A 26,739-nucleotide genomic window follows, 5' to 3' on the forward strand; every position below is an offset into this window, starting at 1 on the left:
CGTGTTTCATATATTAGTAGCAGATCCTATCAGCGATGAAGGTCTTGACGTCCTTTATAACAGTGAGGATGTAAAGGTGGTTAAAGAAACCGGCTTAAAACCTGAAGAATTAGAAAGCCGGATTGGCGCGTACGATGGGCTTCTTGTGCGCAGCCAGACCAAAGTAACCCGGAGTGTCATCGAAAAAGCTGACAATTTAAGAATCATTGGACGCGCCGGCGTCGGTGTTGATAATATTGATCTTGAAGCAGCTACCGAAAATGGGATTATTGTCGTTAACGCACCAAATGGGAATACCAATTCAGCGGCCGAGCATACGATGGCCATGATGATGGCACTTTCCCGCAAGATTCCGCAGGCCCATTCTGCCTTAAAAGAGCAAAAATGGGAGCGTTCGAAGTATGTCGGGTTTGAAGTCAAAAATAAAACACTCGGCATCGTCGGTCTTGGCCGAATCGGCACTGAAGTGGCGTACAGAGCCAAAGGCCAGCGCATGAATGTTATCGCCTATGATCCGTTTTTGACCGAGGAAAAAGCGGATCAAATGGGCATTGATTATGGTGAATTTGAAGATGTCTTGCAGAAGGCGGACTACATTACGGTACACACTCCGCTGTTGAAGGATACACGGCATATGATCAGCACCGGTGCCTTCAAGCAAATGAAAGACGGTGTGTTTATGATTAACTGTGCGCGCGGCGGTATTATTGATGAAGAGGCGCTTTATGATGCACTTGTTTCCGGAAAAGTTGCCAGTGCAGCCATTGACGTGCTTGAAGAGGAGCCTTTCCAGGATCATAAACTGCTGGAGCTGCCGCAAGTTGTAGCGACACCACATTTAGGTGCGAGCACCATAGAAGCTCAGGAAAGTGTGGCGGTCGATGTCTGTCATGATGTGCTCAATCACCTGAGTGGTGACATGGTCAAAAATCCTGTTAATCTGCCATCTGTTCCGAGTGACGTTCTCAGCCAAATCGAACCGTATTTCAATTTGGCCGAAAAACTCGGCATGTTCCTGATCCGGTTAACTGACGATGTACCGGAAGAGGTCAATATTTATTATTCCGGAGAACTTTCGGATGTTGAAATTGCCCCAATCACCCGGAATGCTGTTAAAGGCTTGCTCGAACGGCACCTTGGCAGCCATGTGAATGATGTCAATGCACTTTATCTTGCTGAGAAAAAAGGCATCACAATTCATGAGAACAGGACATCAACAACGAAAGGCTTTACCAATTTAATGACGGTTGAGGTCAAAACCAAATCAGGCGTCCGCAGTGTTTCCGGAACACTTCTGAATGGGCTGGGGGCACGTCTCGTGCGTGTTGACCATTACAGTGTCGATGTTATGCCAGAGGGTCATATCGTCGTCATCCACCATAAGGACCTCCCTGGTGTTATTGGTAAAATGGGTAGCCTTTTGGCCGAACGCAATATCAATATTGCCACTATGCAAGTTGACCGTTCCGACATCGGCGGCAATGCTATCATGATTCTGACAATCGATAAATATGCCGAACAAGAAGAACTCGGTGCATTAAAAGATTTGGAGGAAATAGAAGAAGTCACCGCGGTTGATTTGTAATACCGTCTATAAGGTGGAGCGTTCCTGGTTAAACTGGGGTTACTTCAAACGCTCCCGATCTATTCACTCATTCAAAAAGCGCTTGCTGCAAGCGCTTTTTGTCATGTTACACTTCTTTTCCTTGAATAGTCGATTGGTTAATGATATCCAGTACTTCCGACAAACGCGAGATTTCATATCCTGGTTTAACATCACCGGGATCATATTTTTCATGGTTGATCCAAACAGACTGAATCCCGGCTTTTGATGCGCCTAAAATATCCGAGCCTGGATTATCCCCCACCATCAGTACGTCGTCTTTTTCAACGTTCAGTAACTCCATCGCATGATCAAAAATCGACGGATCCGGTTTTCCTCTCCCAAATGCGCCTGAGATGACAATATGTTCGAAATAAGGCTTTAACTCAGACGTAATAGTCAACTTGGTCTGCTGCAGATCGGGTGAGCCGTTTGTAAGCATAAGCAGCCGGTATTTACCCTGAAGCTTATTAAGCACATCAAACGTTTCAGGGTAGATGTACTGATTTTTACCGCGTTCTGTCTTAAATGTCTCAGCAAGTTCAATGGCCAGCTGAGGATTATCCTCCCCCGCTTCCTTCAGTGAACGTGTCCAGGCTTTTTTCCGATATTCAGGCGCCATCTCGTTTAATTTTCGAAATGACTCCCCTTCATCATCAAATTCAGCCCACAGCCCTTCAAACGGACTAATGCCAATCATTTCCGCAAATTCATATGTATCATACGCAGCAAAAAGTTTTTGGGCATTCTCACGGATGCGCTCCTCAAGTTTTTCCGGATTGACATTTGCCTTCTCTTCGGCCAAACGACAAGTCTTTTTAAACGCTTCATCGACACTTTTTTCATCCCAAATCAACGTATCATCCAAATCAAACATAATTGCTTTAAGCATAAACCTGTCCCCTTTTAAAATGATAGCTTCATATTATCATGTTCCAGGAAATAAAAGAAGCGGCATAAAATAAGTTATGCCACTTTAATTAACTATCGTGTATATTGTTTGTTTTTTCGTTTGTTCAAAAACTTCCGCACCATCGGGTAAATAACCGGTCCGTACTTAATCGCTCGTTTGATAAGCTTTTTCACACTATCGCCTCCGCTGGGATGATTGGTTCTATTATTCCTTTTTTGCGATAGTTTAAAACATCGCTGCAGTTTGAGGGATAATCCCTGTAAATTGACCGGCAATCGCTGCAGATTAATAAAGAATAGCTGTAAACTCAACAAAAACCGCTGTAATTTAATTAATTTTCATATTTAATCAAGGCGGCATAACTGCCAAAGCCGGCTGAAAGTTGAATATCAATAACGTTAGGATATTCGCGTGCAATAAAGTTGTTCACTTTCTTCTCAAGTCTGCTTGTACTCATGGCATCCAAAATTTTAACTTTCACGCTCGTTCACCTCCAATATGTTCATTTATCTTTATAAATTAATGAAATAGGACCTCGTTTCCTTTATTTTTGCTTTTTTGCCTGCACTGCTGAAATTGTATATCTCACAAAAAGCAATACGTTTTCCATCTTTGTTAATGACCGTACCATTTACAGCTCCAGTCTTCCCATGAGTTATGATGTTTGCTATGTGTAATTCCGCCGTATTGTTATTTTTCATTGAAGCGATCATGTCATTTTTTCCATCAATTGTTTTATCACCAACAATCTCCCAGACTGCATTATCAGCAAACATCCTATCAATGATGTCTGTGTCATTAGCAGCAAAAGCGATCGTCACTTGCTTTAAAATTTCTTTCTTAGGTGAATTACCGCAGTCTTCAGGGCATACAATCTTTATATCATTAGTCATAAAAATGCTCCTCCTAAATGATTTTAGCTGGATTGCCGTTCAGATTCAGCTGCACGTCAGTCAAATCACGTTCTGTCTCAAGGCATTAATATCCGGCCAGCCGTATGCTATTTCCTTCAAGGCCGCACTGCAAATAGTGATAACAGCTGAATCAACATATTCTCCGCCAAGATTCTCATAAAAATACGTGGCATCATTATCTTTCAGCACCCACACCAGCATTGAACGAAAACCGGCTTTTGTGAGCTCATCAACGATTGGTTTGACAAGCTTTTTGCCGATGCCTTTTCCCTGATACTCCTTTAAGATATAGATTGCATAAAGTTCCCCGTCATAATGATTGTACTTTCCTTCACGTTCTTTGCCGCCTGAAGAAAATCCAACAATCTTACCGTCGTGTTCTGCAACATAAACGATTCCTTCATACACAATTTGCTTCCAGCGTTTTTTGCGCTCCTCGTAATTCAAACTATCCAGATAGTCATCAGGCACAATATTCTTATAAGTTGTCCGCCAGCTGTCAATGTGAACTTTAGCAATACCGGCCGCATCGCCCTGGGTCGCTTTTCTGATGTTCATCATGCAAGCTCCCTCCATTTCTAATCTTTATCCAAATCATCTTTGGGCTGAAATTTTTCTTCCTGATGCCCGTGTTTTTGCTTCAGTAATTTTCCGAGCTCCGAATTGTCAATTCCGTGCCTTACTGCAACCGAGATAATCAGATAGGCTATGTACAACATTGCTGCAAAAAAGATTAAGTTCATAATAAGCCCCATTCCAAACCCCCCCATTTTTATCCCTCCAAATAGTATTTTTTCAAACTTTTACAAACTGCCTGGTTTCTTACCAAGTGCCGGTTTTGAACCGGTATCCTGAGCTATGTCGATTTCTATGCCCTGATCGATTTTCCGCGCACTCATCATGGTGAAAAGGTATGCAACCCCCAGTGAAATTACAAGCATCAGCAGAATCCCCACGGTTGCAACTATAACCGGGCTCGCCGTTTTCCAGCTTAACACGGTGTAAACAAATCCCGCTGCAAATCCAAATAAGCCACTTGAATCCTGACTGACCATCTGTGCGAATTCCACCAACTCAACCGGCAAAATCAGCATCACAAACGGAATCAGCGCAAAAAACAAATACACATACGAAGCAATCATAAGAACGACTGCTACTCCAAACTTTAAGCGGTTCTGTGGGTTGGCCGGGTTATATTTAGCACCAATTGTACCGAGCCACATACCGATACCGCTGATGCCAATCGTTATCACAGCTTTCATGGCAATTCCGGCAGCAAATTGGAAGAGCGTCCAGCCGAAGAACAGGCCTGCAGCAATCTCCACTACAGTTAAAATAACAAACGGCAGCAGCCAGCTAATCCATAATTTCCCAAATGCGATATCTTTTCCGGACAGGGGTAAAATCCGTAATATCCAAACTGAGTTAGCTTCCCTGGCGATCGTCGAGCTGGCAATTTGACCATTGAACATCGCATAGACGAACAATAGAATCGCCTGTGCAATCGGCCAGGTTACGTCATTCGGCCCGCGCAGATCACTAAGATTTCCGCCGCCTGAAAGCAACCCCGCGAACCCGAATACAAAGAAAAATACGAACGGCAAAAATACAAGCCACTCACGCAGATCACGTTTAATCGCATACCATTCTTTTTTTCCGATAGCGATAACCGGATGATACAATTGCGGTCCGGCTATTTTAGCAGATTTTTTCTTCCGCTTCTTCCCGCTGCCTTCGCTCAGCTTTATCCAGCCGGTCCGAAAGCCTCTTTCCACCAGGGTGGATGTCACGATGAAAGCTATTGCAGCGAGCAAAATAATCATAACGAACGGTACAAGCCAATCGATCGATCCGCTTGCCGCTCCAATGATGGCGTTACTCGCCCACGTCACCGGCACCCAATCCGGAAATAGCGGAAGCCCTGCTAAGATCATTTCAGATAACGGCTGGTCGTTCGCCAGAGTCGGCGCCATGAAGATTAAATAAACAAAAATCCCTGAGAGCACACTCATTACCGTCATGAATTCATTCGCTTTGCTGGCCGGAACAATCTGCACGAGCAGCAAATTAAACATATATGCAATTGACAGCCCTATGACGATGACTACCAGGAGGACAACCGGCACAACGGGATAATATAACAGATTTGCCCCCGTCACCAGTCCGTACACATACAGCGGCACGATATACAACACGAATACCAATGACGGCATACCGGCAAAACTTTGCATATATTTTAGCCAGAATATATAGCGTGTCGGGATTGGCATCGTGAACAGCAGATTGAGATCGGTCGCCGAATACAAATGCTTGAATATTTGCGGCAGACCGAGCAGAATGATAAATCCAATAACCAATAAAAAGCCGTATGATAAAATGCCGGCAAAAACCGGTTCCGTAATAGCATCGGATAAGGCCCAAATCCCAACAGAAAACCAATACAGTACGATCGAGAACACAAGAAACATGACAAAATAGCCGACGTAATTTTTAGCAGGCTGGGCTTTCATTGAATTAATAAATAGTTTCCATTGATTTTTTAAAAGAGCCTTCATCATCTGACATCACCATGATCAGATATTTCACTAATAATCGCCTGCTGGTCCTCTCCGCCGGTCAACTCAAGGAAAATATCCTCCAGGCTCTGATCCGTGTGGCCTCCGCTTGCCTTCAGTTCATCCATCGTGCCAAGCGCAATGATGTCACCTTCAAAAATAATTCCGACCCTGTCACACATCTGCTCAGCAATTTCAAGAATGTGCGTTGACAGAAAAACCGTCATGCCATTATCACAAAGCTCACGAAGCAAATTTTTCAAGCTGCGCGCACTTTTCGGATCAAGGCCGACCGTCGGCTCATCCATAAATAGTACATCCGGTTCATGCACAAGCGCCCCACATATGGCTATCTTTTGCTTCATGCCGTGTGAGTAACTTTCGATTAAATCCGCGGCCTGTTCAGTCAATCCGAAAATTTTCAGCAACTCATCCGCCCTTCTCTGAAATTGCTCTTTCGGTATTCGAAAAACAGACGCTACAAATTCGAGATAATCCCATCCCGTCAATTTCGGATAAAGATTAGGCTGGTCAGGCACATAGGCAATTCGCTTTTTCGCCTCAAGCGGATGTTTCCATATGTCGATCCCATTAATTTCAGCCGATCCGCTTGTCGGCTCAAGCAGTCCGGTCAGCATTTTTATAGTGGTTGTTTTACCGGCACCATTCGGTCCAAGAAAGCCAAACAGTTCTCCTTTATTAACATGCAGATTGAGCTGTTTAACCGCTTCATGTCTTTTATACGTTTTTGACAAGTCGGTTAGTTTAATTGACTGGTCCTCCATCGTTTTTCCCCCCCTAAAAAGTGACTCGGGTTCAATTATAGCAGAGTGGAAGAACCTTTATTAGCCATCTACAGCGATTTTTGTTGAATCTACAGCGATTCTCGTTCGCTTTACAGCGATTGCAGGTCGATCTACAGCGATTATGCGCTTATTTACAGCTATGCGCTGAAGACTACAGCGATTCTTCCTATATCTACAGCGATTTTTCATTAAAAAGGCAGAAAATAAAATCGCTTAGTCGTATTTCCAGTAAATTCAAAGCCTTCTTTATGTAAAATACGTTTCACCACATGCTGTGATTCCACATTTAAAAATCGTCGTGCTTCACGATTATTAATTTTATTGCCGAACAACAGAAAATAGTCCTTTAATGCCGGTAGATGGGCATTTTTCGAGACCAATTGACACTGAAGACATATCCAGCAGCCCTTTAGTCGCATCATCGGCAGTGCGCCGCATCCCGGACAAAAAACACCGCACATTATATCATTTTGATGGATTTCGAATTTTTCCAGAACATTTACTTCTTTGGGGGTATGAGCCTTAATCAAAAGTGAAGATAAATGATTAAGCTGCTTTATCGAAAGGACTTGAGCATTATGTTTATGAACAAACGCATCAATTTTAGTCAGCAACTGCTCTTTGTGAATTATCGTATCTGTCACTGCACGATTGTTGGCAGGATTTTTTATAATAGTTGCCGGATTGCTGTGAACAATCAATTTCTCAATCGGAATACCGGTATAATTGTTATTTCGCATCCATTCCAGCAGACGAATGTGCTGAAGATTTACTTGTTCAATATGGTTGCCGAGATTCTCTTCATTTCCGTTCTTTGAAACACGGATTGCTTGTCCAAACTCATCATAGATCACAGTACCGGCAATGTTTTTAACTTCATTAATGAGAATAAATTTTGTGGAAGGGATAAGATTATCGATCTGAAAGAATTCGTTTTGGTCGCGGATGCGCAAGTTGTGAAGAATTTGAAGCGAATCGTCGCGGAGAAAACTTAACGTAAATTCTAATGACTCTTCTCCTTTAACGCCTGCCCGGAGATTTCTTGCCTTTTGTTCGACCTGGTCCTTTTTATAATGTTCCGCTCTCAGGCGTCTGTTCAGAGCCTCCATCTTGAAAAGTTCGACAGGAATGTCACGGGGTTTAACAACTAATGAGGGTTGCAATAATGAGGCACTTCCTTTCTATTTAATTTATAAATATATTCGCTGTTGTGCCTCCTGATTCCTGCTTTTTGAAAAATATTTTCAAATGCTGTCGAATCTACAGCGATTTTTGTTGAAACTACAGCGATTCTCGTTCGCTCTACAGCGATTGCAGGTCAATTTACAGCGATTCTGCGCTTATCTACAGCTATGCGCTGAAGACTACAGCGATTCTTCCTCAATCTACAGCGATCTACAAAAAAAGCACACACCGGAGTGCGTGCCAGAGTTACATATCATGATGCGGGTTGTGTTTTTGCCTTGAATGATTTCGCTGTTTCACCTTGTGGGAACCTTGCATTGGCTCGCCGTATGGTTGTTTTGGCCCTTTTGGCAAGTCAGGATTCTTTTGCTGTTTCGGCCCTTTTGGTTTTCCGCTCATCGTATTTTCCTCCTTTGTCATGTCACACATAGTGTTTGAGGAAGAAAAAAATCTATACGGCGTTTCTTTCCTTGTGTTTTCGGTGGCTGGTTTTTAACATTTTGACGTACGGCAGGAAAAAACTGATAATAAATCCGCCGAATAAGGCGTTGATCAACGTGCCGATGCCGACTGCTCCGCCAAAACTAATGGCCAAAATAACCAGCACAACACTGATGGCAGCCCGGGAATAAGATACATTCCATCCGGTCAAACTCGAGATGACCAGCATGGAACGGTCAAGCGGGTTCGGTGCAATATCAGACTGCAAATAAAATGCTACTCCGAGTGCCATAAGCACAGTTCCGGCCAATAGGGCTCCCCATTCGCCATACCATGTCACAGGCACCACCACTTCTCGAAGCAGAAACAGCCATGTATCAATACCGATGCCAGTTACCAATGACGTAATCAGCGCAAAAAATTCCGGGCGCTTACGTTCAGCCAGCGCGTTACCCAGAATCATCGTCAGACCAACGACAATTTCAAAGCTGCCGACGGTCAAACCAAATGTCCGGTGAAGCCCTACAAGAAGCGCATCAAACGGTGAAGCTCCCATTGTAGATTGAATCGTCAGTGCAATTCCAAGCGTTAAAATAATTAAGCCGGTTAAATAAAAATGAACGCCTGCACGCATCAGCCGCATAATGCCACTCCTTTCCCCTGTTTGTCGCTCATCTCTTCTATTAATCCAGTTTAACAAAGGTTCACAATAGAATAAAGCGGGTTTTATAAGCAAAAAGAAAACCCGACGCACATATCGCGCCGGGCCGTGTTGGGGACACTGCCGAGTTTATTCAGCAGTCCATTCGTTAATAAGCTCCTGGTTTTCGTCAACCCACTTTTCAGCACCATCAATCGGCTCCTCAGCTTCGTTCACATATACCATAAGCTCACCAATTTGATCGTCATTCATTTTCCAGTTTTTCATCCATTCACTAACCTTTGGAAAATCATCAGCAAATCCTTGACGCGTTGCGTGATATATTTGTTCAGCCTCACCATAGACGTTTTTCGGATCTTCAAGATATTTCAAATCATATTGAGAAAATACACGGTGCGGGCTCCACAACGGCGCCACGATTGGTTCTTCATTCGTAATCGCATCGTCAATAGCAGTAATCATGGCCGGTTCGGAACTTGGTATCAACTCATAGTCAAGGTTATATTCCGGAATCATGTCACTTTTAGTCACTTCCATCGTTCCAGCCCCTGAATCGAAACCAGTGATTTCACCATCAAACATTTCTTTATTGGCGTTAAGATCTTCAATACTATTAATGTCTTCGAGGTATTCTGGTACGACAAGCCCTACTTTAGCATTTTCATACCATGCATTCTCAGCAAAGAAAACTTCATCTTCATACTCTTCCAAATAAGCTTTGTCCTGGATCGGCAGCCACACTTCCAAATTAATATCCAAATCACCTGATGCGAGTGACTGCATGATAACGCCCATATCAAGAAGTTTTAAATTGACATCGTAACCTTTTTCTTCCAAAATGACTTTCCACATGTTCGAAACAGCAATGTTTTCTGCCCAGTTAATCTGTGCCATATCGATGGTTCCCTTGTTTTCACTTGATTCGTTATCAGATTCACTTGAACCTTCACTTTCTTCAGCGTCGGAACCTGATCCACAAGCTGCTAATACCACGATTAGTGCGAGTCCTAGTACGATAAGTTTAGTTTTCGTGAACTTCATAGATGAGTTATTTCCTCCTAATTGTTGTTTTCTGGATGTACGGGCAAGAATTCATAAATTTCTTCTGACCGGATACTTGCCACCAAACGTTCCAGCCAGCGATAATAAGTTTTGGACTGATCGAGCTGATGATAAATTTTCCGCGCTTCCTCTACTAGATAATCCGATACATCATCATCTTCAAAAATCTGATCCAATTCAAACTCAGCTTGTTTAACAGCTTCTATGTTCATTTTAGCTTCACGATCCCACATCTGACAGAAGTAGGACATAAATGTATTAAAAAAGTTCTTCTCAGCCGCATACGTATGCTTTCGCGATCCACGCTGAAATTTCTTTTTTACCATTTCAATTTCCTGAAGCTTTCGGACACTTGTGCTCATGCTCGGTTTGCTCATATCCAATTGTTCACGCATTTCGTCAAGATTCATCTGATCTTCAAAATACATCGTGGCATACAATTTACCGGCAGCAGGCGTCACCCCATAGACATCCATTGTTTCAGCAATTGTTTCGATAACGTATCCTTTTGCTTGTTCCAATTTCTCCTTGGCCATTTCATCGTTGGAACCACTCATTGTGTCACCTCGCTTTTTTATTAAATTAAATACGTTAAATATATTGTTTACAAATTTAATCATAACGAAATTTATAAATATGTCAAACTTTAAAACGAATATATTTTTAACGTTGATGAACAAAAAGGCATCCTTGAGTGAGCGCAGCACTATATTTTGACAAACAAAAAACCGGATGATAAAGTATGACTTGTTCAAATTATTAAATAAATTTTTAATGAAATTAATAAAGAGGTGATTAACCAATGAACATAAAAAAACAGTTTATTGATGGCGCATGGGTCGCATCCGAATCGGGTGCTGTCCGGGAAATTATTAATCCTTTTAATCAAGAAGTCATCGCTAAAGTTGCCGAGAGTGATGAATCGGATACAAAAGCTGCGATTGCTGCAGCTCGCAAAGCATTTGATGATGGTGACTGGGCTTCGACACCTGCTATCGAGCGCGGCGGGCTGGTGCGGCGAATCGCTGAATTAATTGAACGTGACAGAGAAGAATTGGCAGAACTCGAATCAATCGACACCGGTAAAACTGTGGAAGAAAGCCGCTGGGACATGGATGACATCGCTGGCGTTTTTCGTTATTTTGCCGACATGGCCGATAAAGACGGCGGTGAGATCATCGAATCGCCTATACCTAACTCAACGAGTCGGGTTGTTCATGAGCCGGTTGGTGTTTGCGGGCAAATTACACCGTGGAATTATCCATTGCTGCAGGCATCCTGGAAATTGGCACCGGCACTGGCAGCAGGCAATACACTTGTGATGAAACCAAGTGAAATCACCCCGCTTACATCGATTAAAGTGTTTGAATTAATGGAAGAAGCAGGTGTTCCGGCAGGCGTTGTCAATCTGGTGCTCGGACCCGGCAATTCTGTTGGCGCGGAGCTTTCCGAAAATAATGATGTCGACTTGATTTCGTTTACAGGCGGTATTGAAACAGGCAAACGGATTATGCAGGCTGCCAGCTCCAACGTGAAAAATCTGGCACTCGAACTCGGCGGTAAAAATCCGAACATCGTTTTTGCCGATGCCGCATTCGAAACCGCTGTTGATCAGGCGATGAACGCGGTCTTTTTCCATGCCGGGCAAATTTGTTCAGCGGGCACACGTCTGATTGTGGAAGACAGCATTCACGATAATTTTGTGGAGGCATTAGTCGAGCGAGTTAAAAAAATCAAGCTTGGCAACGGTTTTGACGCATCGACCCAGATGGGCCCGCTCATTTCCGAAGACCATTTAAATAAGGTTATTCAATACGTCGAGAACGGTAAAAAAGAAGGCGCAACAGTTGCTGTCGGCGGCGATCGCCCGGAAGAGCCGGAACTGCAAAATGGCTTTTTCTATCTGCCGACGGTGTTGACCGATTGCACAACGGATATGAGCGTTGTTCAGGACGAAGGCTTCGGGCCGGTAATAACGGTAGAAAAATTTTCGACTGAAGAAGAAGCGGTCCGATTGGCAAACGATTCAATTTATGGCCTTTCCGGCGGTGTGTTCACGAATGATATTGCCAAAGCAGAACGCTGTGTTGCGAAAATGCGGATGGGCACGGTTTGGATTAATGACGTCAACTTGTACTTTCCTCAGGCACCATGGGGCGGTTATAAACAATCCGGTATCGGCCGTGAACTCGGCAAGACAGGGCTGGAAGAGTACCAGGAAACCAAACATATTTTCCAAAATCTCAAGCCCGAATCTGTTAATTGGTTTTAATGATGTAGCAGCTTGGCATGGCGCCAAGCTGCTCTTTTGATTGGTTGGCCGGGCTGAAGATGTGAACTTTAGCGGATTCATTGTGAACTTTAGCGTTTTCTCTGTGAACTTTAGCGAATCTATTGTGAACTTAAGCATTTAACAATTTATCAACGTCAATTTTGTATCTTCTACCGCTCGTTTTTCCGAATTCCTGAAAATGTTCCTTCTGGAGAAGCCGCTTAGCTGTATGGATGGATTCCAACTGTAAAAAATCCCGCGCCTTCCGATTATTAATATGCTCCCCCACCAGCAAAGCATAATCCATCAACGCCCCGCGATGAGCTGTTTTTGAAGTGCAATCACACAAATCACACCACCACTTTCCACTTTTCCACTGCATTGGTCCAACCCCGCAGTCAGGACAGAGGACACCTTTTATTAATTCATTATCATTCACGTTAAATTGATTCATGCCGTCATTTTTTCAGGCACATGTTCATTTAGTATATGCCTGGAAAGATCGAGCAGCTGTTGTTTAGATACACGTGCCGTTTGATGTTTATCAATAAGCGAATCTATTTTGGAAAGGACTTTGTCGCGGTGCATGACGATATCTGAAATGTTCTTATCGTTGGTGAGATTTCGCAGGTAGGTGTCATCACGGCTATAGACGACAATTTTTTCGATAGGAACTGAAGGAAAATCAAACGTGCTGAGCCAGCTCAGGAGCCTTCTATGCTGCAGGCTGATTTGTTCAACCGGGTTTGTGAAAACTTCTACATTGTTGTCAATTTTCCGGTAAGCCTGTCCCAGATCGTCAAAGCTAATGTTGTCATAAATATTTTTAACTTCGATGATCAAATAGAACCAGCGGGAAAGCAGCAAGTAGTCAATTTGGAAGTGCTTGTATTCATCGGAAAGGCGGATGTAGTGGAAAATCAAAAAATCATCTTCGGGCAAAAATTGGAGTTGGTAATGCATAACATTTTCACCTTTATAACCGGAAAGTAAATTAGCCGCACGTATACGAATTTTTTCTTTAAAGAGGTGAGAAGCCGGGGTACGTACGTCCAGCGCCTGAGCAGCGAGAATATGCCTGGGGATTTCTGGAGGCTTGATATACAATGAGGCACGCCCTTTCTTATTCAGTTTTAATCCAATTACTTATTTCGACAAAACGTTTAAAATTCCTGCTTTTTTTGTGAACTTTAGCAAATTCAGCAAGTACTTGAGCCACCCACCTCCCTCACATCCAATAATCCGGATCGGTCATGCGCATTTCCTCGACCATGTCCTCGAGGTCAGCCGGCGTAATCACATAAATCGGGGATTCAGCTTGTTTCGCTTCGTCATAAATATAGCGGTTGCTCCCGGTAAATTCTTCGTCAAGCAGCATAAGACAGCCATCGCTTTTATCGATCAGCCACTTGTTGCTTGCCTGATACTGATAAGGACCACTGTAACCACCTTTGTACAGCGGTTTGTAAAAGTCGGCTGATGCCGTCAGCTGCTGATAAACCTGCTGAATGGGTTCAGGCCAGCGTTCTTCCTGATTCTCAAATGGCGGAATGAAGGCAAGCTTCACGCCATACTGTTCCCGAAGCCCAAGCGTTACCTCACCTGCCCAGAGTTCCACACCCATTTTCCCTGAGATAAGCACCCACTCCAGTCCTTCTTCAATAAAACTGACCAGCCGCTTTTCAATCGCTGCTTTGATAATGTCAATGCGCTCATCGTCATGTTTGAAAATATTGATCTCCATCGGTTTGTAGCCGGTAACTGTCAGCACTTTCACCCTGCTGCCTCCTCAATCCTGAAAAATCGGTCCATCATGAACCTAACTATGGTATTCACCGGATTCACCCATCGGGCACACATCCTCATATTTCAAAATGTCATCAATAAATGAATCGTCAATCCAACGGCCAACCCAGCTCGCGGGCAGTTTTTCCGAATCCGCTTTAACAATTTCGGCTGTAAAACCCGTTTCCACAAATTCACGCAGCAAAGCCAATGCTTCCACCTGACCCCGCCACAACGGGTAAACTACTTCAACGCCAGCTTTTTGCGCTACCTGTTCACCCCACTTGCGGTGCCCCTCAAGATAAATATCACCGAACGCGGCTCCGTCAACGCCATATTGTTCTTTCATACGCCCAAGCATAAATACAAAATCATTCGTATATGTATGAAAATCCGTTTCGATAAAATGGACCGGAATGCCAAGCCGGTCCGCCTGATACAGCACACGCTCCCGTTTTTCGTTATGGGCAACCGTATCCCCGCTCGCTTTCCAGACCGTCGTGAGCAGACACGCCACCTGAATCCCTTGCTTCTGCAAATAATAAAGTGCAAGACAGCTGTCCTTCCCCCCGCTGAACGATAATGCTGCTTTTTCGACCATTTGATTCCGCTCCTTCACGTTCAATCATACCTTTATCGTAACACCAGCCCCTGTAAAACAACAGTTAAAATTTATACAAACGGCGTGTATTATCATAGAGCGATTTATAAACATCTTCAGCCGGCACTCTTTTTAACGCTGCTAATTCACGAACGGAATGGTGAATCATATAAGGATGCGTCATTTTCCCTTTAAACGGCCCTTCAAACGGCCATGGGCCATCTGTTTCAGCCATCATTTTATCGAGCGGGTATTGCCTGGCCAGCTCCCGCGTTTTATTTTTATATAAAATATCCGGCGTTACAGAAATGAAGTAGCCATTGCGCCGCATTTGCAGCATTGTATCTGAATCACCTTTAAACCAATGAAAATGGGCGTTGGATAGTGAATGTTTTTCCAAAAGCCCGACTACCTCAGGCGCATCCTCATATATGGCATGCAGTGCCACCGGTTTATTTAATTGGGCAGCTTTTTGAATGAATGCGTCTAAAATATGTACATAAGCCTCCCGCTCCCGGGCTGTAACTTTACCTTCCCGCTGTATATAATACGGCAGTCCGACTTCACCGATTGCCACCAACCTGTCGCTGTACTGTTCAATCATCGCAAGCAAATCGCCGACTTCTTCATCAGCGGGAAGCGGCTGTTCAGGATGAAAGCCTAACGCCGGTTTAACGCGATTGTCCTCATGAGCCAGCCGTAGGGTCCCCTGTGCTGAAGCCAGATCATTGGAAACAGCAATTAAAGCATCCACATCGTTCACTTCCATGTCGCGAAGAATGCCTGAACGCTCATCCGGCTTATACATATCAAGATGAATATGCGCATCAATAATTTTGTTAGACATTATTATCAAACTCCCGGTAGATTGCTATATATTGCAATCTTAATATTGCGATATTTAATTATTATTGTGCGAATAACGGGCCCATGATACATTTTATAAGACAGGAGGCATTATTCATGGTATTACCTATTTCATCCATTACCCTGAGACGACTTAATATGAAACTGAAAAACCCATTTACCACCAGCTTTGGCACGATGCAAACTAAAGGCTTTTTCATTATCGAAGCGGCTGATGATGACGGCCACAAAGGGTTCGGCGAATCCGTCGCTTTCTCAAGCCCATGGTACACGGAAGAAACGGTTGAAACAACTAAACATATGATCAAGGATTTTTTAATCAATATAATCAGGGCAAATAAAATCCAGCACCCCAGCGAAGTGCGCGACCTGTTCAAACCCGTTAAACGCAACAATATGGCAAAAGCTGCGGTTGAAGGCGCTATATGGGATCTCTACAGCAAACAGCAGGATATCACACTCGCTCAAGCACTCGGCGGCACAAAACAAACGATTGAAGTCGGCATCAGTCTCGGAATCCAACCAACAGTGGACGAATTGCTGAAGAAAATCAGCCGTCACGTTGAAGAAGGCTATAAACGGATAAAAATCAAAATTAAACCCGGGTGGGATTACGACGTTCTCAAAGAAGTACGCAAAAACTTCCCCGATACTCAAATTATGGCGGATGCCAACTCCGCCTATACACTCGATGATATCGATCATCTAAGAAAACTTGATGAACTTAATTTAATGATGATTGAGCAGCCGCTCGCCCATGATGACATCATTGACCATGCAAAATTGCAATCGGTAATCGAAACTCCAGTCTGTCTTGATGAAAGCATTCACTCGGCAGACGATGCACGCAAAGCGATTGAATTGAAAAGCTGTCAAATTATTAATGTGAAAATTGGACGTGTCGGCGGTTTGGCTGAAGCAAAAGCGATTCATGATCTGTGCCATGAACATGGCATTAATATATGGTGCGGCGGGATGCTGGAAGCCGGTGTCGGCCGTGCACATAATATTGCCCTGACTACCCTGCCCCAATTTACAATGCCTGGAGACACTGCCGGCTCATCACTTTACTGGGAAAAAGATATTATCAGGCCTGAAGTTACGGTACAAGATGGAATCATCCCCATACCTGACAAACCAGGTATCGGCTACACAATTGATAAAGAGGCCTTGGAATCTTTCACTGTTGAAAAGGAAATTTTCCCCATTTAAATATCGGATATACAAGGCCCCCCTCCACTTGAAACAAATGAATATCAGGAACAAGAAACCATCCATATCTGCTATAACAGTATGGATGATTTTTTATTTTGTCAAAAACTATCTGAACTTAAGTTTCAAGAGCTTAAGGTTTACAACGTTAAAAAACCGTGCTATATTAATATTGTTTCAAACGTTAAAAATATATTTAACAAAATAAAACTTAAATGGATCAGTTGCTTTGCCCTTAGATAAGTCATCTCATAACAAGGCATAAGTGAACAGGTTTAAGATACAGAAATTCTATTTACAATCTTCGAGGAGGTTTTACAGATGAATCAATCATACGACTATGTAATTGTTGGGGGCGGCAGTGCAGGCTCTGTACTCGGCAACCGTTTAAGTCAAGATAAATCAAGCAGTGTTCTTGTGCTGGAAGCGGGGCGCAGCGATTATCCGTGGGATTTGTTTATTCAAATGCCGGCAGCGTTGATGTTCCCATCAGGCAATCCTTTCTATGACTGGATTTATTCAACGGATGAGGAACCTTATATGAATGGTCGTAAGGTCGCACACGCAAGAGGAAAAGTGCTCGGCGGGTCGAGCTCGATTAATGGTATGATTTACCAGCGCGGTAACCCGATGGACTATGAACGATGGGGATCTGAACCAGGCATGGAAACGTGGGATTACGCCCATTGTCTGCCCTATTTCAAACGGCTTGAGACTACCTTTGGCGCTGATCCATCTGATGAGTACCGCGGTCACCATGGTCCGGTCAAATTAAAGCGTGGGCCTGCAACAAATCCATTATTCCAAGCCTTTTTTGATGCAGCTGTTGAGGCTGGCTACTCAAGAACACCTGATGTTAATGGATTTCGCCAGGAAGGGTTCGGTCCATTCGACAGCCATGTGCATAACGGCCGGCGCGTCTCTGCGTCACGTGCTTATTTGCGCCCTGCTATGCGACGCAAAAACCTTACCGTCGAGACACGTGCTTTTGTGACCAGTATCAATTTTGATGATACGAAAGCTAACGGCGTAACGTACCAGAAAAACGGAAAAACATATCAGATAAATGCGGGCGAAGTTATTCTCGCCGGTGGTGCCTTCAATACGCCGCAATTGCTTCAGTTGTCAGGTGTGGGTGATGCCGAGCATTTAAGCTCACTTGGTATTGACCCGGTCGTTGACTTGCCGGGTGTAGGTGAAAATCTTGAAGATCACCTTGAAGTCTATATTCAACATGCCTGTCCACAGCCAGTTTCAGAGCAGCCCAGCTTAAATAAAGCCAAAATGCCTTGGATTGGGTTGCAATGGCTGCTTGGACGTACCGGCCCGGCAGCAACGAACCATTTTGAAGGCGGCGGGTTCGTCCGTTCAAATGAAGAGGTAGATTATCCAAACTTGATGTTCCACTTCCTTCCGCTTGCTGTTCGATATGACGGGCAAAAAGCGGATACCGAGCACGGGTTCCAAGTACACGTTGGGCCGATGTACTCCAATTCCAGAGGGAGTTTGAAGATTCGTTCACGCAATCCTTTTCAGCATCCTAGTATCGTATTTAACTATCTATCTACCGAAAAAGACCGCCGTGAGTGGATCGAAGCAATACGTGTTTCGCGGGAAATTCTGTCTCAGCCGGCGATATCACAATACAGTACTGGTGAAATTTCGCCTGGGCCTTCTGTTCAGACGGATGAGGAAATTCTGGAATGGGTAGCAAATGACGCTGAAACAGCACTTCACCCATCCTGCACAGCCAAAATGGGTCCTGCTTCTGATCCGATGGCCGTTGTGGATCCGTTAACCATGAAAGTTCATGGCCTGGAAAACGTACGAGTAGTGGATGCCTCTGCTATGCCGCATACGACGAACGGCAACATTCATGCGCCGGTATTGATGCTTGCCGAAAAAGCTGCCGACATTATTCGCGGACAAAAACCAATGAAACCTGAGCATAAAGACTATTATCGTCATGGTGTACATCCGAAAGACGCAGGCACCGTAGAGAGATAAGAAGCTTATTTTGCAGATACATGTTAAACAGCAATGGCCCCGATCGGCAAATTCCGTTCGGGGCCATTTTCCATGTTAAAGCGATCCAAGCTCAATCACATCAGTCAGAAACGCCAAATTCGGATAGTCCGCATTTTTTAATTGCTTCTTAACTTTTTCCACATCATACCGAACCCGCTGGATCCCAATATTAAACTGATTTCCGTCACCTTCTGCCATCAAATAAGATGCTTGATTTAATCCATCAAATGGCAAGCCGACACTCCCCAAATTTGCAACACATTTTCCATTAATATAACGGACATATGGAAGATGAATGTGGCCGTATAAAAAGACATTCGCGGTCTGATCACGCATTAATTTATCTTCAAGTGACTCGTCTGTTTCTGTCGGTTTTACAACGTCAAACAGACTCTCTGGTGTTGCGTGAAAACCGTGGACTTTAATCATTTCTGTTAAATTAATCGTTAGCTGTGACGGCAGATTTCCTAAGTAATTCAGTTCATCTTTGGTCAAATGCTGAACGGTCCATTGCTGTTCTTCCCTCATGATATCCAAAGCTTTATCCGGGACTTCACCGTCTTTAATACCTCGATAAACCCAGTCATCTGCATTTCCCCTTATGACATCCGTGTCCAAATTCCTTACCATATCAAGCGACCTTTTCGGTTCAGGACCGCGATAACAAATATCACCCAGAACAACAACCTTATCCGCCTGCTTTTTTTTAATATCCGCCAGCACTGCTTCAAGTGCCGTCGCATTCCCATGAATATCCGAGATAAACGCAATTTTCACGATTCGAGCACCGCCTTTTATTGAAGATTGTATTTTCTTTAGTATATCGTAACAGAAAATTGGAAGCATTTGCCTCGTTTTCGCGTGGTGATGTAGTGATTTCGGTTGATCCTCCCTCGATTTAGCGTGATGCTACCCTGATTTCGATTGGTCCTCCCTTGATTTCGCGTGATGCCACCTTGATTTCGATTGGTCCTCCCTTGATTTCGCGTGATGCCACCTTGATTTCGATTCGTCCACCCTCAATTTCGCGTGGTCCGCCCCCATCATCTATAAAAAAATCATCCCACCTTTCTTCCACTATCAGGAAAAGGATGGGATGATTTTATTAATTAAAATTGTTCGCTCAAATTCGTAACAATCTGCTTCTTGCGTGACACAACGCCTTTCAGAAGAGCGCGATTACGATCATCGAGCTTCACGTCAAATGCTTTTTCAACGTTGTCTTTGGCTTGGCCCATTGCCAGCACGTCTGAATCGTTTTCCAGAATATCAGTCACTACAAACAGGAATAGATCCAGGTTTTTGTCATTGATAAGCTTTTCAATCTCTTTTTCAATTGAATCTTGGGACGCATAAACCTGGTTGGTATCGACAGCATTCACTTGAGCAATCTGAACGTTTGCATCGCCCATAGTAAATTCTTTTGCATCCATTGTAACCAAGTCAAGCGCAGTTTGGTCACTTAAATCTGCTCCTGCTTTGAGCATTTCAAGACCATACGTTTCAAGGTCGACACCCGCAATTTCTGCAAGTTCGTGGGCTGCCTCTCTGTCTTCAGCGGTGCATGTCGGTGATTTTAACAGCAATGAGTCGGAAATGATTGCAGAAAGCATCAATCCGGCATTTTCTTTGGAAACAATCACTTCGTTTTCTTTAAATATTTTATTTAAAATGGTCGCTGTGCACCCAACAGGCTCCGCTCTGAAATAAAGCGGTTCCTTTGTTTCAAAGTTGGATACTTTGTGATGGTCAATAACCTCAGTAATCCGCACGTCGCTGATATTATCAACACTTTGCTGAAATTCATTATGGTCGACTAAAATGACGTTATCAATTTCATCGTCAACCCTTTCAACATATTCCGGCGCTTCTGCCCCAAAGTGGTCGAGTGCGAATTGTGTCTCTGCATTAACTTCGCCGAGCCTAGCTGGTTTTGCGTCCACACCAAGCGCATTTTTAAGGTCCGCGTAAACCAATGCAGAACATATCGTATCAGTATCAGGACTTTTATGTCCGAAAATTAATGTTTTCGTCATTTCTATTTCTCCTTTTGTCCAGTTATCTTTAACCCAACTACTAGGTTATCATAAAAATATGTCGACTGAACACTAATTTGTTGTGTCTAATGTTTTCGTAACATGCCAAATTTTATCATATGTATTGTAATCGTTCAGGCCGATATCCAGATCATGAAACATACGATGAAGCGAACGCACATTGCTTGCGTCCTCTTCCTCTGTTACAGCGTTTGCCAGCGTTTGAATTTCTCTTAAATCCTGTTTAAGTGCCTCATCTTCCACCGTTGGCAACTGTTCATCCAAGGTTTCCAGAATCGCAGTCGCCTTTTCGCGCTGATTCTGCCAATCAAGTGACGATATACCGCCGTAACCGGTTGTTTCATTATAAAACTCATGCGTCTCTGAAACAAATTGACCGATTGCCTGATGCTCTTCTCCAACCGTCTCCCGCACTTCTTCCACTTTCTGCTTCGTGTCACCTGACACCTCTTCAGAATCTGTTCCACCAGCGTCATTATCACTGAACAACCCCAAAATGCCCAAATTAAATACATTCATAAAGAATAAAACCGAGATTACGAACGCAACGGTTATCGTTGTAACAAACGTCCATCCAAACCAGCCCATTTTCAGGAATTTCCACTCATCCAAAAGACATCCCTCACTTTAGATCGTGTCCATTATATACTAACACGAATACTGTACAAATTTTTGCACAAAATACGACTCACTCAAGCTTGTTCATTGTACCATTGAATGATGGATTGTTTTATCTCAGGATCGTTTGTTTCTTCTGCGCCAAATCCGCCCGTGTATACCACTTTTACATAGTACTCATGACCATTTTTAAACCTGACCAGACAATAGTTTTCTTGAGGAGCAGGAACAATTTCGACAATCGTCTCATTTGGAAAGTGTTCATAAATTTTTGCCTTATCGGCTTCCTCCAAATGCCACTCAGGCTTGGAACCTATACTCGGTAGAGATTGCCGCGTGTCAGCAATCTTGTTTGAGGGCTGCATTTTTTCATGTATATTGTGCAACAGACGAATATTTTCTGCAAATCCGATGAACAGCATGCCACTCACAAAGCCGCCGAGCATCCAGGCAAAAAATAACATCCAGCTCATCCCATAAGGAATGGTGTTTGCCGTAACCAAGCCAATAATTAAACCAGCTGCCATCTGCGCAACGCCGATTATAAATAAAACTTTTGCAACTATATTTTCATTCATTTTCCACTGACCTCCCTTAGTATGTATTTTAAATGATTCTAAAGCATGTTGCGACTAAACAGGAAGAATAAGCGTGAATTTCTCCCCTCTGCAGTCTTCACTTTATTTTTAACCGATTTTTTCATATAGTTGATATCGTGCAGGCTCGATCAGAATCAGTAGGGGATCTTACCCAGTTACACGTGGGATAAAGATAATGCGAAAGGGTTTTGTTATGAATCGATTTATTGTTATTGGCACTGGCATTCTTGGTGCCACCACCGCATATAAACTTGCCAAATCCGGTGCAGAAGTCGTCATGGTCGACCGCGGTGATGCCGGGCAGGCGACAGATGCAGCGGCCGGGATTATTTGCCCGTGGCTTTCACAGCGCAGAAATAAAGCTTGGTATGCGCTCGCAAAAGGCGGGGCACGAATATATAAGGATTTGATCGATGAGCTGGCTGACGACGATGAAACCGAAACAGGCTATGCCCAAACCGGCGCTATCAGCATTCACACAGATGAACAGAAGCTTATAGCCAAGAAAGAGCGTGCATTGAAACGTCGTAAAGACGCTCCTGAAATAGGCGAAGTGACACTTCTTAATAAAAAACAGACAAACGAATTATTTCCTCACCTCTCTGAAGATTACGCATCAGTTCATGTCAGCGGCGGCGCACGTGTTAACGGGCGTGCAATGCGGGATGCCCTTATCAGCGGTGCCCAAAAACATGGTGCCCGTATGATAACAGGAGATGCTTCACTTAATTATGACCAAACTCAAATCACCGGTGTTACCGTCAACGGGGAAACAATCAAAGCAGACAAAGTAATTGCAGCCTGTGGTGCGTGGACACCCGAATTGCTCAAGCCTTTAAACATTCCATTCAACGGCACATTGCAAAAGGCGCAAATTTTGCACCTGCAGTCACCCAATGCTGCCACCTCTAATTGGCCGGTTGTCATGCCGCCAAACGATCAATTTATGCTGACGGTGGATAACCGAATCATTATTGGTGCGACCCACGAAGATGTTGGTTTCGATACCCGCGTGACAGCAGGTGGTTTGAATGAAATTTTATCAAAAGCATTGGAAGTTGCACCCGGATTATCGGATAGTACGCTAATCGAAGCCCGTGTTGGTTTTCGGCCGCACACACCAGGTTACCTGCCTGTTATTGGTCCACTGCCGGGATATGAAGGTCTTTTGATCGGCAACGGACTCGGATCATCAGGTCTTACCACCGGTCCCTATGTCGGAAGCCAGCTGGCAAATCTGACACTCGAAAAAGAATTGGAAATTGACCTGGCAAACTATGACGTCGCCGGCGCCATAGGAAATTGACACGACTCTGTTATTTACAGGCGCAATCGGTTTTGCTAATCTTATAGCAGAGACAGCATCGAAGGACAATTAACTGCCGGTCAACGACAGCTAATTGTCCGTTAAATGCGGGTAAAATAAGGGGGAAGATTCCATGGGCAAGAAAACGGTTATCTTCATTGTGGCGGTGACACTGATTGTCTTAATCGCCGGCTGGTACGTTTTGCAAAACGTCATGACCAATTATAATGTTGACGAGGATGCATTCCAGCCACACCAGTGGGAACTGACGCATTTGGCAGATTCAAAAACGGGAGAGTAGACACAGCGCTTCAACATGATTAAACGACCATGAAATTGTTAATGGTCGTTTTGTTAAAGCAATTTTTTACAGACTTAATCAAAACGTAACTGCATTATCTTTTCATTGACCAACTTTAGCTTGTCAAATATGCTTATCCTGGTTTTGCTTTCCATCATCTTCAATAACGCCCAGAACCACATCAGCTACTTCAGAGGAACGAAGCAATTTATCAGTCAGCCTGAACTTTATATCGTCCGCTTCATTAAGTGTAAGTCCTTTTTCCAATTCGACAGAACCCTCTACATGGTAAGTTCTCCCTTCCTGCAGGACACGTAACTTATAAAGGTCAACAACCTTATCATCCGCCAGAAGCGTTTTGGAAATTTCTTTTTCAACGTCGGCCGGGGCGGATACACCGATCAGACCAACCATATTATCATAACCGACACGGAAAGCAACAAACAACATGAGAACACCTATCAGCATTGTAAAAATTCCATCTGCCAGAAGCAATCCAAAAAGTTGAGCAAGCAAGACACCGATCAGGGCCAATACTGCCCCGGAGGTAGCTACAAGGTCTTCGTAAAATACCAGTCTTGTTGCGGGGGAGGCTTTCTGGGCGTTTTTAAATGCACGGGGCAACAGCCATCCATCGTTATCATCTTCTGTTTCTTTTGTAATTTCTTTCATTGCTTTAATTAAAATAAAACCATCTATCAAAAGCGAAGCTATCAGTACACCAACGTTCAACCAAATATTGCCCGATTCGGAAGGGTCCTGAAAAAGATGCCATCCTTCTTTAATCGTTTCGTATGCCATTATCGTGACGACTACAACAGCAACCATGCAAAAAATGTTAATTACCCTGCCAAACCCCCTCGGAAAACGTTCTGACGGCGGAGTTTCGGCGAGCACGCTGCCAAAAAATACAAACCCCTGATTGACTGCATCAGCCAACGAATGCATCGTGGTCGCGAACATCGATCCGCTCCCGCTAAAAAATGCAGCAGCCCCTTTTATCCCGGCTAAAAATATGTTTCCAAGTGCTGAGAAACCGGAAGATGTATTCCCTTTCTTAATCCGTTCCATAAATCCCATCTCAAAAGCCTCCTGACATGTAGACTGCTACTATATAGGATTCTTTATCGATGGCATTTTATACATAAAGAGCTTAATTACTGGGCTGATTCTGCGCGCATAAAGTCATACATCTGATAGTTGTTTTTTCCGGATTGCTTTGCCTTATAAAGCTGTTTGTCAGCATAACGCAGCAAGAGGTCTGAACCCTCAGCTGAATTCGCCGACGAAACAGCAATTCCCAGGCTGGCTGTTATGTTAAACCCGGCATCAGTAACACACCACATATCATTTAGCTTACTGAGAATTCGTTCGGCTACATTTGTCACGTCCTCCAATTTGCTTACATCAGGCAGCATCAAAATAAACTCATCGCCGCCAAGTCTGGCAAGCAAATCATTCTGCCGGATAACACTGCTTATCCGGCTGCCAAACTCCTGAATGACTTGATCCCCCACATCATGCCCCATTTGGTCATTGATGGTTTTAAATTGGTCCAGGTCCATCATAATAATTGCAATCCGCTGCTTCGTACCTTTTTTCTCCTCCAGTTGTATACGCAATTGTTCCATAAAATAGCGTCTGTTTGGCAGACCGGTCAGCGAATCGTGAAAGGCCATATGCTGCAGTTTTTTTTCATAATCTTTTCGAAGCGTTATATTGCGTGTCAAGACGACCATATGCGTAAATTGATTCCAATCATTATAAACAGGTGTGCCACGGAGCTCAAACCAGCTATAACTGCCGCTTCCGTTTTTTTGCCTGAACTGCTCTTTCCATGTCGTATGCGATACAACCGATTGAATAAAGGAATCCATTAAGTTTTCAGTATCATCTAAATGAACATTATGCAAAAAATGCCGGCCGATATATTCATCGGGGTCGTTATCGAGTATATCTTTATAGGAGGGTGAAACATAATCTATATTGCCATTTTCATTTATCATAGTAATTAAATCATTGGAATGATCCGCAATGATTCGAAAGTGGCCTTCACTTTCCTGGTATTTTTTACCAAGAATGACTTGCTCGTTGATATCTTTAAAAATGCCAAATATACCAGTAATCGTTTCCTCAATCACAATCGGGGTAAATTTCATAATGACTTCTTTAAAACCTGATGGCTTATGACAAACGCGCATTTGTCTCTGTTCGGCCTTTCCCGATTTGATGCTTTCAAAAATAGCATTAATCACGTTTAGATCATCTTCCTGAACAAGGTCAGTAAACCGCTTTCTTTTCAAATCTTCAGCCTTGTAGCCAAAAACCGAATGGACAGCGTTGTTTCCGCTCACAATATTACCGTTCAAATCCAGCGATAAAATCGCATCCAAATTGTAATCATAAAGGGAACGGTATTTTTGTTTGTTACGCTTTAATTCGTTCGTCGTTTTTTCCACACGGAATTCATTCAGTTTACGGGCTGTAATATCTTTTACCAAAGCTACAATATGAGTGCAAAGACCACTTTCATACAAGGGGGTTAACGTTGTTTCGGAATATTTAATACCCGCAGGTGACTCGTAATGATCTTCGTATGTAACAATATCCCGGGTATCGAGCACCTTTTTGTACTTTTCGGTGAGATGCGCCGTCGTCTTTTTCGGATAAACTTCATGAAATGTCCTGCCAATCACATCATCCGTTAGCGCCGTCCGTTCTTTAGCAGCCTTATTTAAAAATTCATACCTGAAATTCTCCAGCTCATCCACTTTTATGACAAAGACCATTTCACGAATCCCATTGGCCAATACATTATTAAGCAACAATGACTCAGCCGATTTCATCTAATTACCTCCTTTCTATTTTTTGATTTTTATTATTATAACTATTGTAAAAATGATTTTATTACTCTTATTATATACCCTTTTTTAAAATTTTCTAGTACTTTTTC

General features: G+C 43.5%; 30 protein-coding genes. 6 read left to right on the forward strand and 24 right to left on the reverse strand.

The window, feature by feature from the left end; genetic code table 11:
- Position 1: 1 nt before the first annotated feature.
- Positions 2–1,585 carry a phosphoglycerate dehydrogenase gene (serA, locus tag BMZ22_RS10825; protein WP_090085399.1) on the forward strand — a complete coding sequence of 528 codons (1,584 nt, stop codon included), beginning with the start codon at positions 2–4 and terminating at the stop codon, positions 1,583–1,585.
- Between the two features lie 106 nt (positions 1,586–1,691).
- On the opposite strand, the gene BMZ22_RS10830 is transcribed toward serA, so the two are convergent.
- The 12 genes from BMZ22_RS10830 to cudC all read right to left on the reverse strand — a co-directional run bounded on the left by BMZ22_RS10830 (position 1,692) and on the right by cudC (position 10,697).
- Positions 1,692–2,495, reverse strand: a complete 804-nt coding sequence (locus BMZ22_RS10830) for an HAD family hydrolase (RefSeq protein WP_090085401.1) — start codon at positions 2,493–2,495, stop codon at positions 1,692–1,694.
- A 352-nt stretch (positions 2,496–2,847) separates the two neighbouring features.
- A complete protein-coding gene (locus BMZ22_RS16950) occupies positions 2,848–2,997 on the reverse strand; it encodes a hypothetical protein (protein ID WP_177183421.1) in 150 nt (49 codons plus the stop codon).
- 31 nt (positions 2,998–3,028) lie between these two features.
- On the reverse strand, positions 3,029–3,409 hold the full coding sequence (locus BMZ22_RS10835) for a nuclear transport factor 2 family protein (protein WP_090085403.1): 381 nt from the start codon (positions 3,407–3,409) through the stop codon (positions 3,029–3,031).
- Between the two features lie 60 nt (positions 3,410–3,469).
- Positions 3,470–3,988 carry a GNAT family N-acetyltransferase gene (locus tag BMZ22_RS10840; protein WP_090085518.1) on the reverse strand — a complete coding sequence of 173 codons (519 nt, stop codon included), beginning with the start codon at positions 3,986–3,988 and terminating at the stop codon, positions 3,470–3,472.
- A gap of 20 nt (positions 3,989–4,008) precedes the next feature.
- The gene (locus BMZ22_RS10845) at positions 4,009–4,200 is read right to left on the reverse strand and encodes a hypothetical protein (protein ID WP_090085405.1); all 192 of its coding nucleotides are present in this window, start codon (positions 4,198–4,200) and stop codon (positions 4,009–4,011) included.
- Positions 4,201–4,233: 33 nt separating this feature from the next.
- Positions 4,234–5,985, reverse strand: coding sequence for a putative ABC transporter permease subunit (locus tag BMZ22_RS10850; protein ID WP_218144045.1), 1,752 nt, complete (start codon positions 5,983–5,985; stop codon positions 4,234–4,236).
- Positions 5,985–6,770 (reverse strand): ABC transporter ATP-binding protein, encoded by a 786-nt coding sequence (locus BMZ22_RS10855; RefSeq protein ID WP_090085409.1) that lies wholly within the window; start codon positions 6,768–6,770, stop codon positions 5,985–5,987. The genes BMZ22_RS10850 and BMZ22_RS10855 overlap by 1 nt, the downstream gene beginning before the upstream one ends.
- Before the next feature lie 209 nt (positions 6,771–6,979).
- Entirely contained in the window at positions 6,980–7,900 is a 921-nt protein-coding gene (locus BMZ22_RS10860; protein WP_218144046.1) for a nuclease-related domain-containing protein, read from the reverse strand.
- A 322-nt stretch (positions 7,901–8,222) separates the two neighbouring features.
- The gene (locus tag BMZ22_RS10865) at positions 8,223–8,375 is read right to left on the reverse strand and encodes a small acid-soluble spore protein P (RefSeq protein WP_090085414.1); all 153 of its coding nucleotides are present in this window, start codon (positions 8,373–8,375) and stop codon (positions 8,223–8,225) included.
- 52 nt (positions 8,376–8,427) lie between these two features.
- Positions 8,428–9,060: a YczE/YyaS/YitT family protein gene (locus BMZ22_RS10870; protein ID WP_245745357.1), complete on the reverse strand. Its 633-nt coding sequence runs from the start codon at positions 9,058–9,060 to the stop codon at positions 8,428–8,430.
- A 147-nt stretch (positions 9,061–9,207) separates the two neighbouring features.
- Entirely contained in the window at positions 9,208–10,119 is a 912-nt protein-coding gene (locus tag BMZ22_RS10875; protein ID WP_090085417.1) for a glycine betaine ABC transporter substrate-binding protein, read from the reverse strand.
- Between the two features lie 17 nt (positions 10,120–10,136).
- Entirely contained in the window at positions 10,137–10,697 is a 561-nt protein-coding gene (cudC, locus tag BMZ22_RS10880; RefSeq protein WP_090085521.1) for a choline uptake/conversion transcriptional regulator CudC, read from the reverse strand.
- A gap of 245 nt (positions 10,698–10,942) precedes the next feature.
- On the opposite strand from cudC, the gene betB reads away from it, so the two are divergent.
- Complete coding sequence (gene betB / locus BMZ22_RS10885) at positions 10,943–12,412, forward strand: betaine-aldehyde dehydrogenase (RefSeq protein WP_090085420.1); 1,470 nt, start codon at positions 10,943–10,945, stop codon at positions 12,410–12,412.
- A gap of 130 nt (positions 12,413–12,542) precedes the next feature.
- Here betB and BMZ22_RS10890 read toward each other — a convergent pair whose 3' ends face one another.
- The 5 genes from BMZ22_RS10890 to BMZ22_RS10910 form a co-directional block, all read right to left on the reverse strand.
- Entirely contained in the window at positions 12,543–12,866 is a 324-nt protein-coding gene (locus BMZ22_RS10890) for a hypothetical protein (RefSeq protein ID WP_218144047.1), read from the reverse strand.
- Positions 12,863–13,519 (reverse strand): nuclease-related domain-containing protein, encoded by a 657-nt coding sequence (locus BMZ22_RS10895; RefSeq protein ID WP_090085424.1) that lies wholly within the window; start codon positions 13,517–13,519, stop codon positions 12,863–12,865. The genes BMZ22_RS10890 and BMZ22_RS10895 overlap by 4 nt, the downstream gene beginning before the upstream one ends.
- Before the next feature lie 121 nt (positions 13,520–13,640).
- The gene (locus BMZ22_RS10900) at positions 13,641–14,189 is read right to left on the reverse strand and encodes an SLOG family protein (protein ID WP_090085426.1); all 549 of its coding nucleotides are present in this window, start codon (positions 14,187–14,189) and stop codon (positions 13,641–13,643) included.
- A 42-nt stretch (positions 14,190–14,231) separates the two neighbouring features.
- Positions 14,232–14,798, reverse strand: a complete 567-nt coding sequence (locus BMZ22_RS10905; protein WP_090085428.1) for a Dph6-related ATP pyrophosphatase — start codon at positions 14,796–14,798, stop codon at positions 14,232–14,234.
- A 64-nt stretch (positions 14,799–14,862) separates the two neighbouring features.
- Positions 14,863–15,645: a TatD family hydrolase gene (locus BMZ22_RS10910; RefSeq protein ID WP_090085431.1), complete on the reverse strand. Its 783-nt coding sequence runs from the start codon at positions 15,643–15,645 to the stop codon at positions 14,863–14,865.
- Between the two features lie 116 nt (positions 15,646–15,761).
- Between BMZ22_RS10910 and menC the strand changes: the two genes are divergently transcribed.
- Both menC and betA read left to right on the forward strand, forming a co-directional pair.
- Positions 15,762–16,877 carry an o-succinylbenzoate synthase gene (gene menC, locus BMZ22_RS10915; protein ID WP_090085433.1) on the forward strand — a complete coding sequence of 372 codons (1,116 nt, stop codon included), beginning with the start codon at positions 15,762–15,764 and terminating at the stop codon, positions 16,875–16,877.
- Positions 16,878–17,198: 321 nt separating this feature from the next.
- Entirely contained in the window at positions 17,199–18,884 is a 1,686-nt protein-coding gene (betA, locus tag BMZ22_RS10920; RefSeq protein WP_090085436.1) for a choline dehydrogenase, read from the forward strand.
- A gap of 75 nt (positions 18,885–18,959) precedes the next feature.
- On the opposite strand, the gene BMZ22_RS10925 is transcribed toward betA, so the two are convergent.
- The 5 genes from BMZ22_RS10925 to BMZ22_RS10940 all read right to left on the reverse strand — a co-directional run bounded on the left by BMZ22_RS10925 (position 18,960) and on the right by BMZ22_RS10940 (position 22,158).
- Positions 18,960–19,682, reverse strand: coding sequence for a metallophosphoesterase family protein (locus tag BMZ22_RS10925; protein WP_090085438.1), 723 nt, complete (start codon positions 19,680–19,682; stop codon positions 18,960–18,962).
- 121 nt (positions 19,683–19,803) lie between these two features.
- Positions 19,804–19,983 carry a hypothetical protein gene (locus tag BMZ22_RS17110; RefSeq protein ID WP_218144048.1) on the reverse strand — a complete coding sequence of 60 codons (180 nt, stop codon included), beginning with the start codon at positions 19,981–19,983 and terminating at the stop codon, positions 19,804–19,806.
- Positions 19,984–20,014: 31 nt separating this feature from the next.
- Positions 20,015–20,941: a manganese-dependent inorganic pyrophosphatase gene (locus BMZ22_RS10930; RefSeq protein WP_090085440.1), complete on the reverse strand. Its 927-nt coding sequence runs from the start codon at positions 20,939–20,941 to the stop codon at positions 20,015–20,017.
- A 72-nt stretch (positions 20,942–21,013) separates the two neighbouring features.
- Positions 21,014–21,574: a hypothetical protein gene (locus tag BMZ22_RS10935; protein WP_090085443.1), complete on the reverse strand. Its 561-nt coding sequence runs from the start codon at positions 21,572–21,574 to the stop codon at positions 21,014–21,016.
- An 80-nt stretch (positions 21,575–21,654) separates the two neighbouring features.
- On the reverse strand, positions 21,655–22,158 hold the full coding sequence (locus BMZ22_RS10940) for a hypothetical protein (protein WP_090085445.1): 504 nt from the start codon (positions 22,156–22,158) through the stop codon (positions 21,655–21,657).
- Positions 22,159–22,372: 214 nt separating this feature from the next.
- Between BMZ22_RS10940 and BMZ22_RS10945 the strand changes: the two genes are divergently transcribed.
- Positions 22,373–23,485 carry an NAD(P)/FAD-dependent oxidoreductase gene (locus BMZ22_RS10945; RefSeq protein WP_090085523.1) on the forward strand — a complete coding sequence of 371 codons (1,113 nt, stop codon included), beginning with the start codon at positions 22,373–22,375 and terminating at the stop codon, positions 23,483–23,485.
- A 133-nt stretch (positions 23,486–23,618) separates the two neighbouring features.
- Complete coding sequence (locus BMZ22_RS16955; RefSeq protein ID WP_177183423.1) at positions 23,619–23,786, forward strand: hypothetical protein; 168 nt, start codon at positions 23,619–23,621, stop codon at positions 23,784–23,786.
- A gap of 123 nt (positions 23,787–23,909) precedes the next feature.
- On the opposite strand, the gene BMZ22_RS10950 is transcribed toward BMZ22_RS16955, so the two are convergent.
- Together BMZ22_RS10950 and BMZ22_RS10955 are read right to left on the reverse strand one after the other, a co-directional pair.
- Positions 23,910–24,866, reverse strand: coding sequence for a cation diffusion facilitator family transporter (locus tag BMZ22_RS10950; RefSeq protein WP_090085447.1), 957 nt, complete (start codon positions 24,864–24,866; stop codon positions 23,910–23,912).
- A gap of 77 nt (positions 24,867–24,943) precedes the next feature.
- Positions 24,944–26,632, reverse strand: a complete 1,689-nt coding sequence (locus tag BMZ22_RS10955) for a sensor domain-containing diguanylate cyclase (RefSeq protein WP_090085449.1) — start codon at positions 26,630–26,632, stop codon at positions 24,944–24,946.
- Between the last annotated feature and the right edge of the window lie 107 nt (positions 26,633–26,739).

Source organism: Lentibacillus persicus (genome assembly GCF_900112705.1).
In the GTDB taxonomy this organism is placed as follows: domain Bacteria; phylum Bacillota; class Bacilli; order Bacillales; family Amphibacillaceae; genus Lentibacillus; species Lentibacillus persicus.

What these genes read in the sequence shown, in the direction of transcription:
- BMZ22_RS10830 (WP_090085401.1), bottom strand. Translation starts at nt 2,495, where the DNA reads ATGCTTAAAGCAATTATGTTTGATTTGGATGATACGTTGATTTGGGAT.
- BMZ22_RS10835 (WP_090085403.1), bottom strand. Translation starts at nt 3,409, where the DNA reads ATGACTAATGATATAAAGATTGTATGCCCTGAAGACTGCGGTAATTCA.
- BMZ22_RS10840 (WP_090085518.1), bottom strand. Translation starts at nt 3,988, where the DNA reads ATGAACATCAGAAAAGCGACCCAGGGCGATGCGGCCGGTATTGCTAAA.
- BMZ22_RS10845 (WP_090085405.1), bottom strand. Translation starts at nt 4,200, where the DNA reads ATGGGGGGGTTTGGAATGGGGCTTATTATGAACTTAATCTTTTTTGCA.
- BMZ22_RS10850 (WP_218144045.1), bottom strand. Translation starts at nt 5,985, where the DNA reads ATGAAGGCTCTTTTAAAAAATCAATGGAAACTATTTATTAATTCAATG.
- BMZ22_RS10855 (WP_090085409.1), bottom strand. Translation starts at nt 6,770, where the DNA reads ATGGAGGACCAGTCAATTAAACTAACCGACTTGTCAAAAACGTATAAA.
- BMZ22_RS10860 (WP_218144046.1), bottom strand. Translation starts at nt 7,900, where the DNA reads ATGGAGGCTCTGAACAGACGCCTGAGAGCGGAACATTATAAAAAGGAC.
- BMZ22_RS10865 (WP_090085414.1), bottom strand. Translation starts at nt 8,375, where the DNA reads ATGAGCGGAAAACCAAAAGGGCCGAAACAGCAAAAGAATCCTGACTTG.
- BMZ22_RS10870 (WP_245745357.1), bottom strand. Translation starts at nt 9,060, where the DNA reads ATGCGGCTGATGCGTGCAGGCGTTCATTTTTATTTAACCGGCTTAATT.
- BMZ22_RS10875 (WP_090085417.1), bottom strand. Translation starts at nt 10,119, where the DNA reads ATGAAGTTCACGAAAACTAAACTTATCGTACTAGGACTCGCACTAATC.
- cudC (WP_090085521.1), bottom strand. Translation starts at nt 10,697, where the DNA reads ATGAGTGGTTCCAACGATGAAATGGCCAAGGAGAAATTGGAACAAGCA.
- betB (WP_090085420.1), top strand. Translation starts at nt 10,943, where the DNA reads ATGAACATAAAAAAACAGTTTATTGATGGCGCATGGGTCGCATCCGAA.
- BMZ22_RS10890 (WP_218144047.1), bottom strand. Translation starts at nt 12,866, where the DNA reads ATGAATCAATTTAACGTGAATGATAATGAATTAATAAAAGGTGTCCTC.
- BMZ22_RS10905 (WP_090085428.1), bottom strand. Translation starts at nt 14,798, where the DNA reads ATGGTCGAAAAAGCAGCATTATCGTTCAGCGGGGGGAAGGACAGCTGT.
- BMZ22_RS10910 (WP_090085431.1), bottom strand. Translation starts at nt 15,645, where the DNA reads ATGTCTAACAAAATTATTGATGCGCATATTCATCTTGATATGTATAAG.
- menC (WP_090085433.1), top strand. Translation starts at nt 15,762, where the DNA reads ATGGTATTACCTATTTCATCCATTACCCTGAGACGACTTAATATGAAA.
- betA (WP_090085436.1), top strand. Translation starts at nt 17,199, where the DNA reads ATGAATCAATCATACGACTATGTAATTGTTGGGGGCGGCAGTGCAGGC.
- BMZ22_RS10930 (WP_090085440.1), bottom strand. Translation starts at nt 20,941, where the DNA reads ATGACGAAAACATTAATTTTCGGACATAAAAGTCCTGATACTGATACG.
- BMZ22_RS10940 (WP_090085445.1), bottom strand. Translation starts at nt 22,158, where the DNA reads ATGAATGAAAATATAGTTGCAAAAGTTTTATTTATAATCGGCGTTGCG.
- BMZ22_RS10945 (WP_090085523.1), top strand. Translation starts at nt 22,373, where the DNA reads ATGAATCGATTTATTGTTATTGGCACTGGCATTCTTGGTGCCACCACC.
- BMZ22_RS16955 (WP_177183423.1), top strand. Translation starts at nt 23,619, where the DNA reads ATGGGCAAGAAAACGGTTATCTTCATTGTGGCGGTGACACTGATTGTC.
- BMZ22_RS10950 (WP_090085447.1), bottom strand. Translation starts at nt 24,866, where the DNA reads ATGGGATTTATGGAACGGATTAAGAAAGGGAATACATCTTCCGGTTTC.
- BMZ22_RS10955 (WP_090085449.1), bottom strand. Translation starts at nt 26,632, where the DNA reads ATGAAATCGGCTGAGTCATTGTTGCTTAATAATGTATTGGCCAATGGG.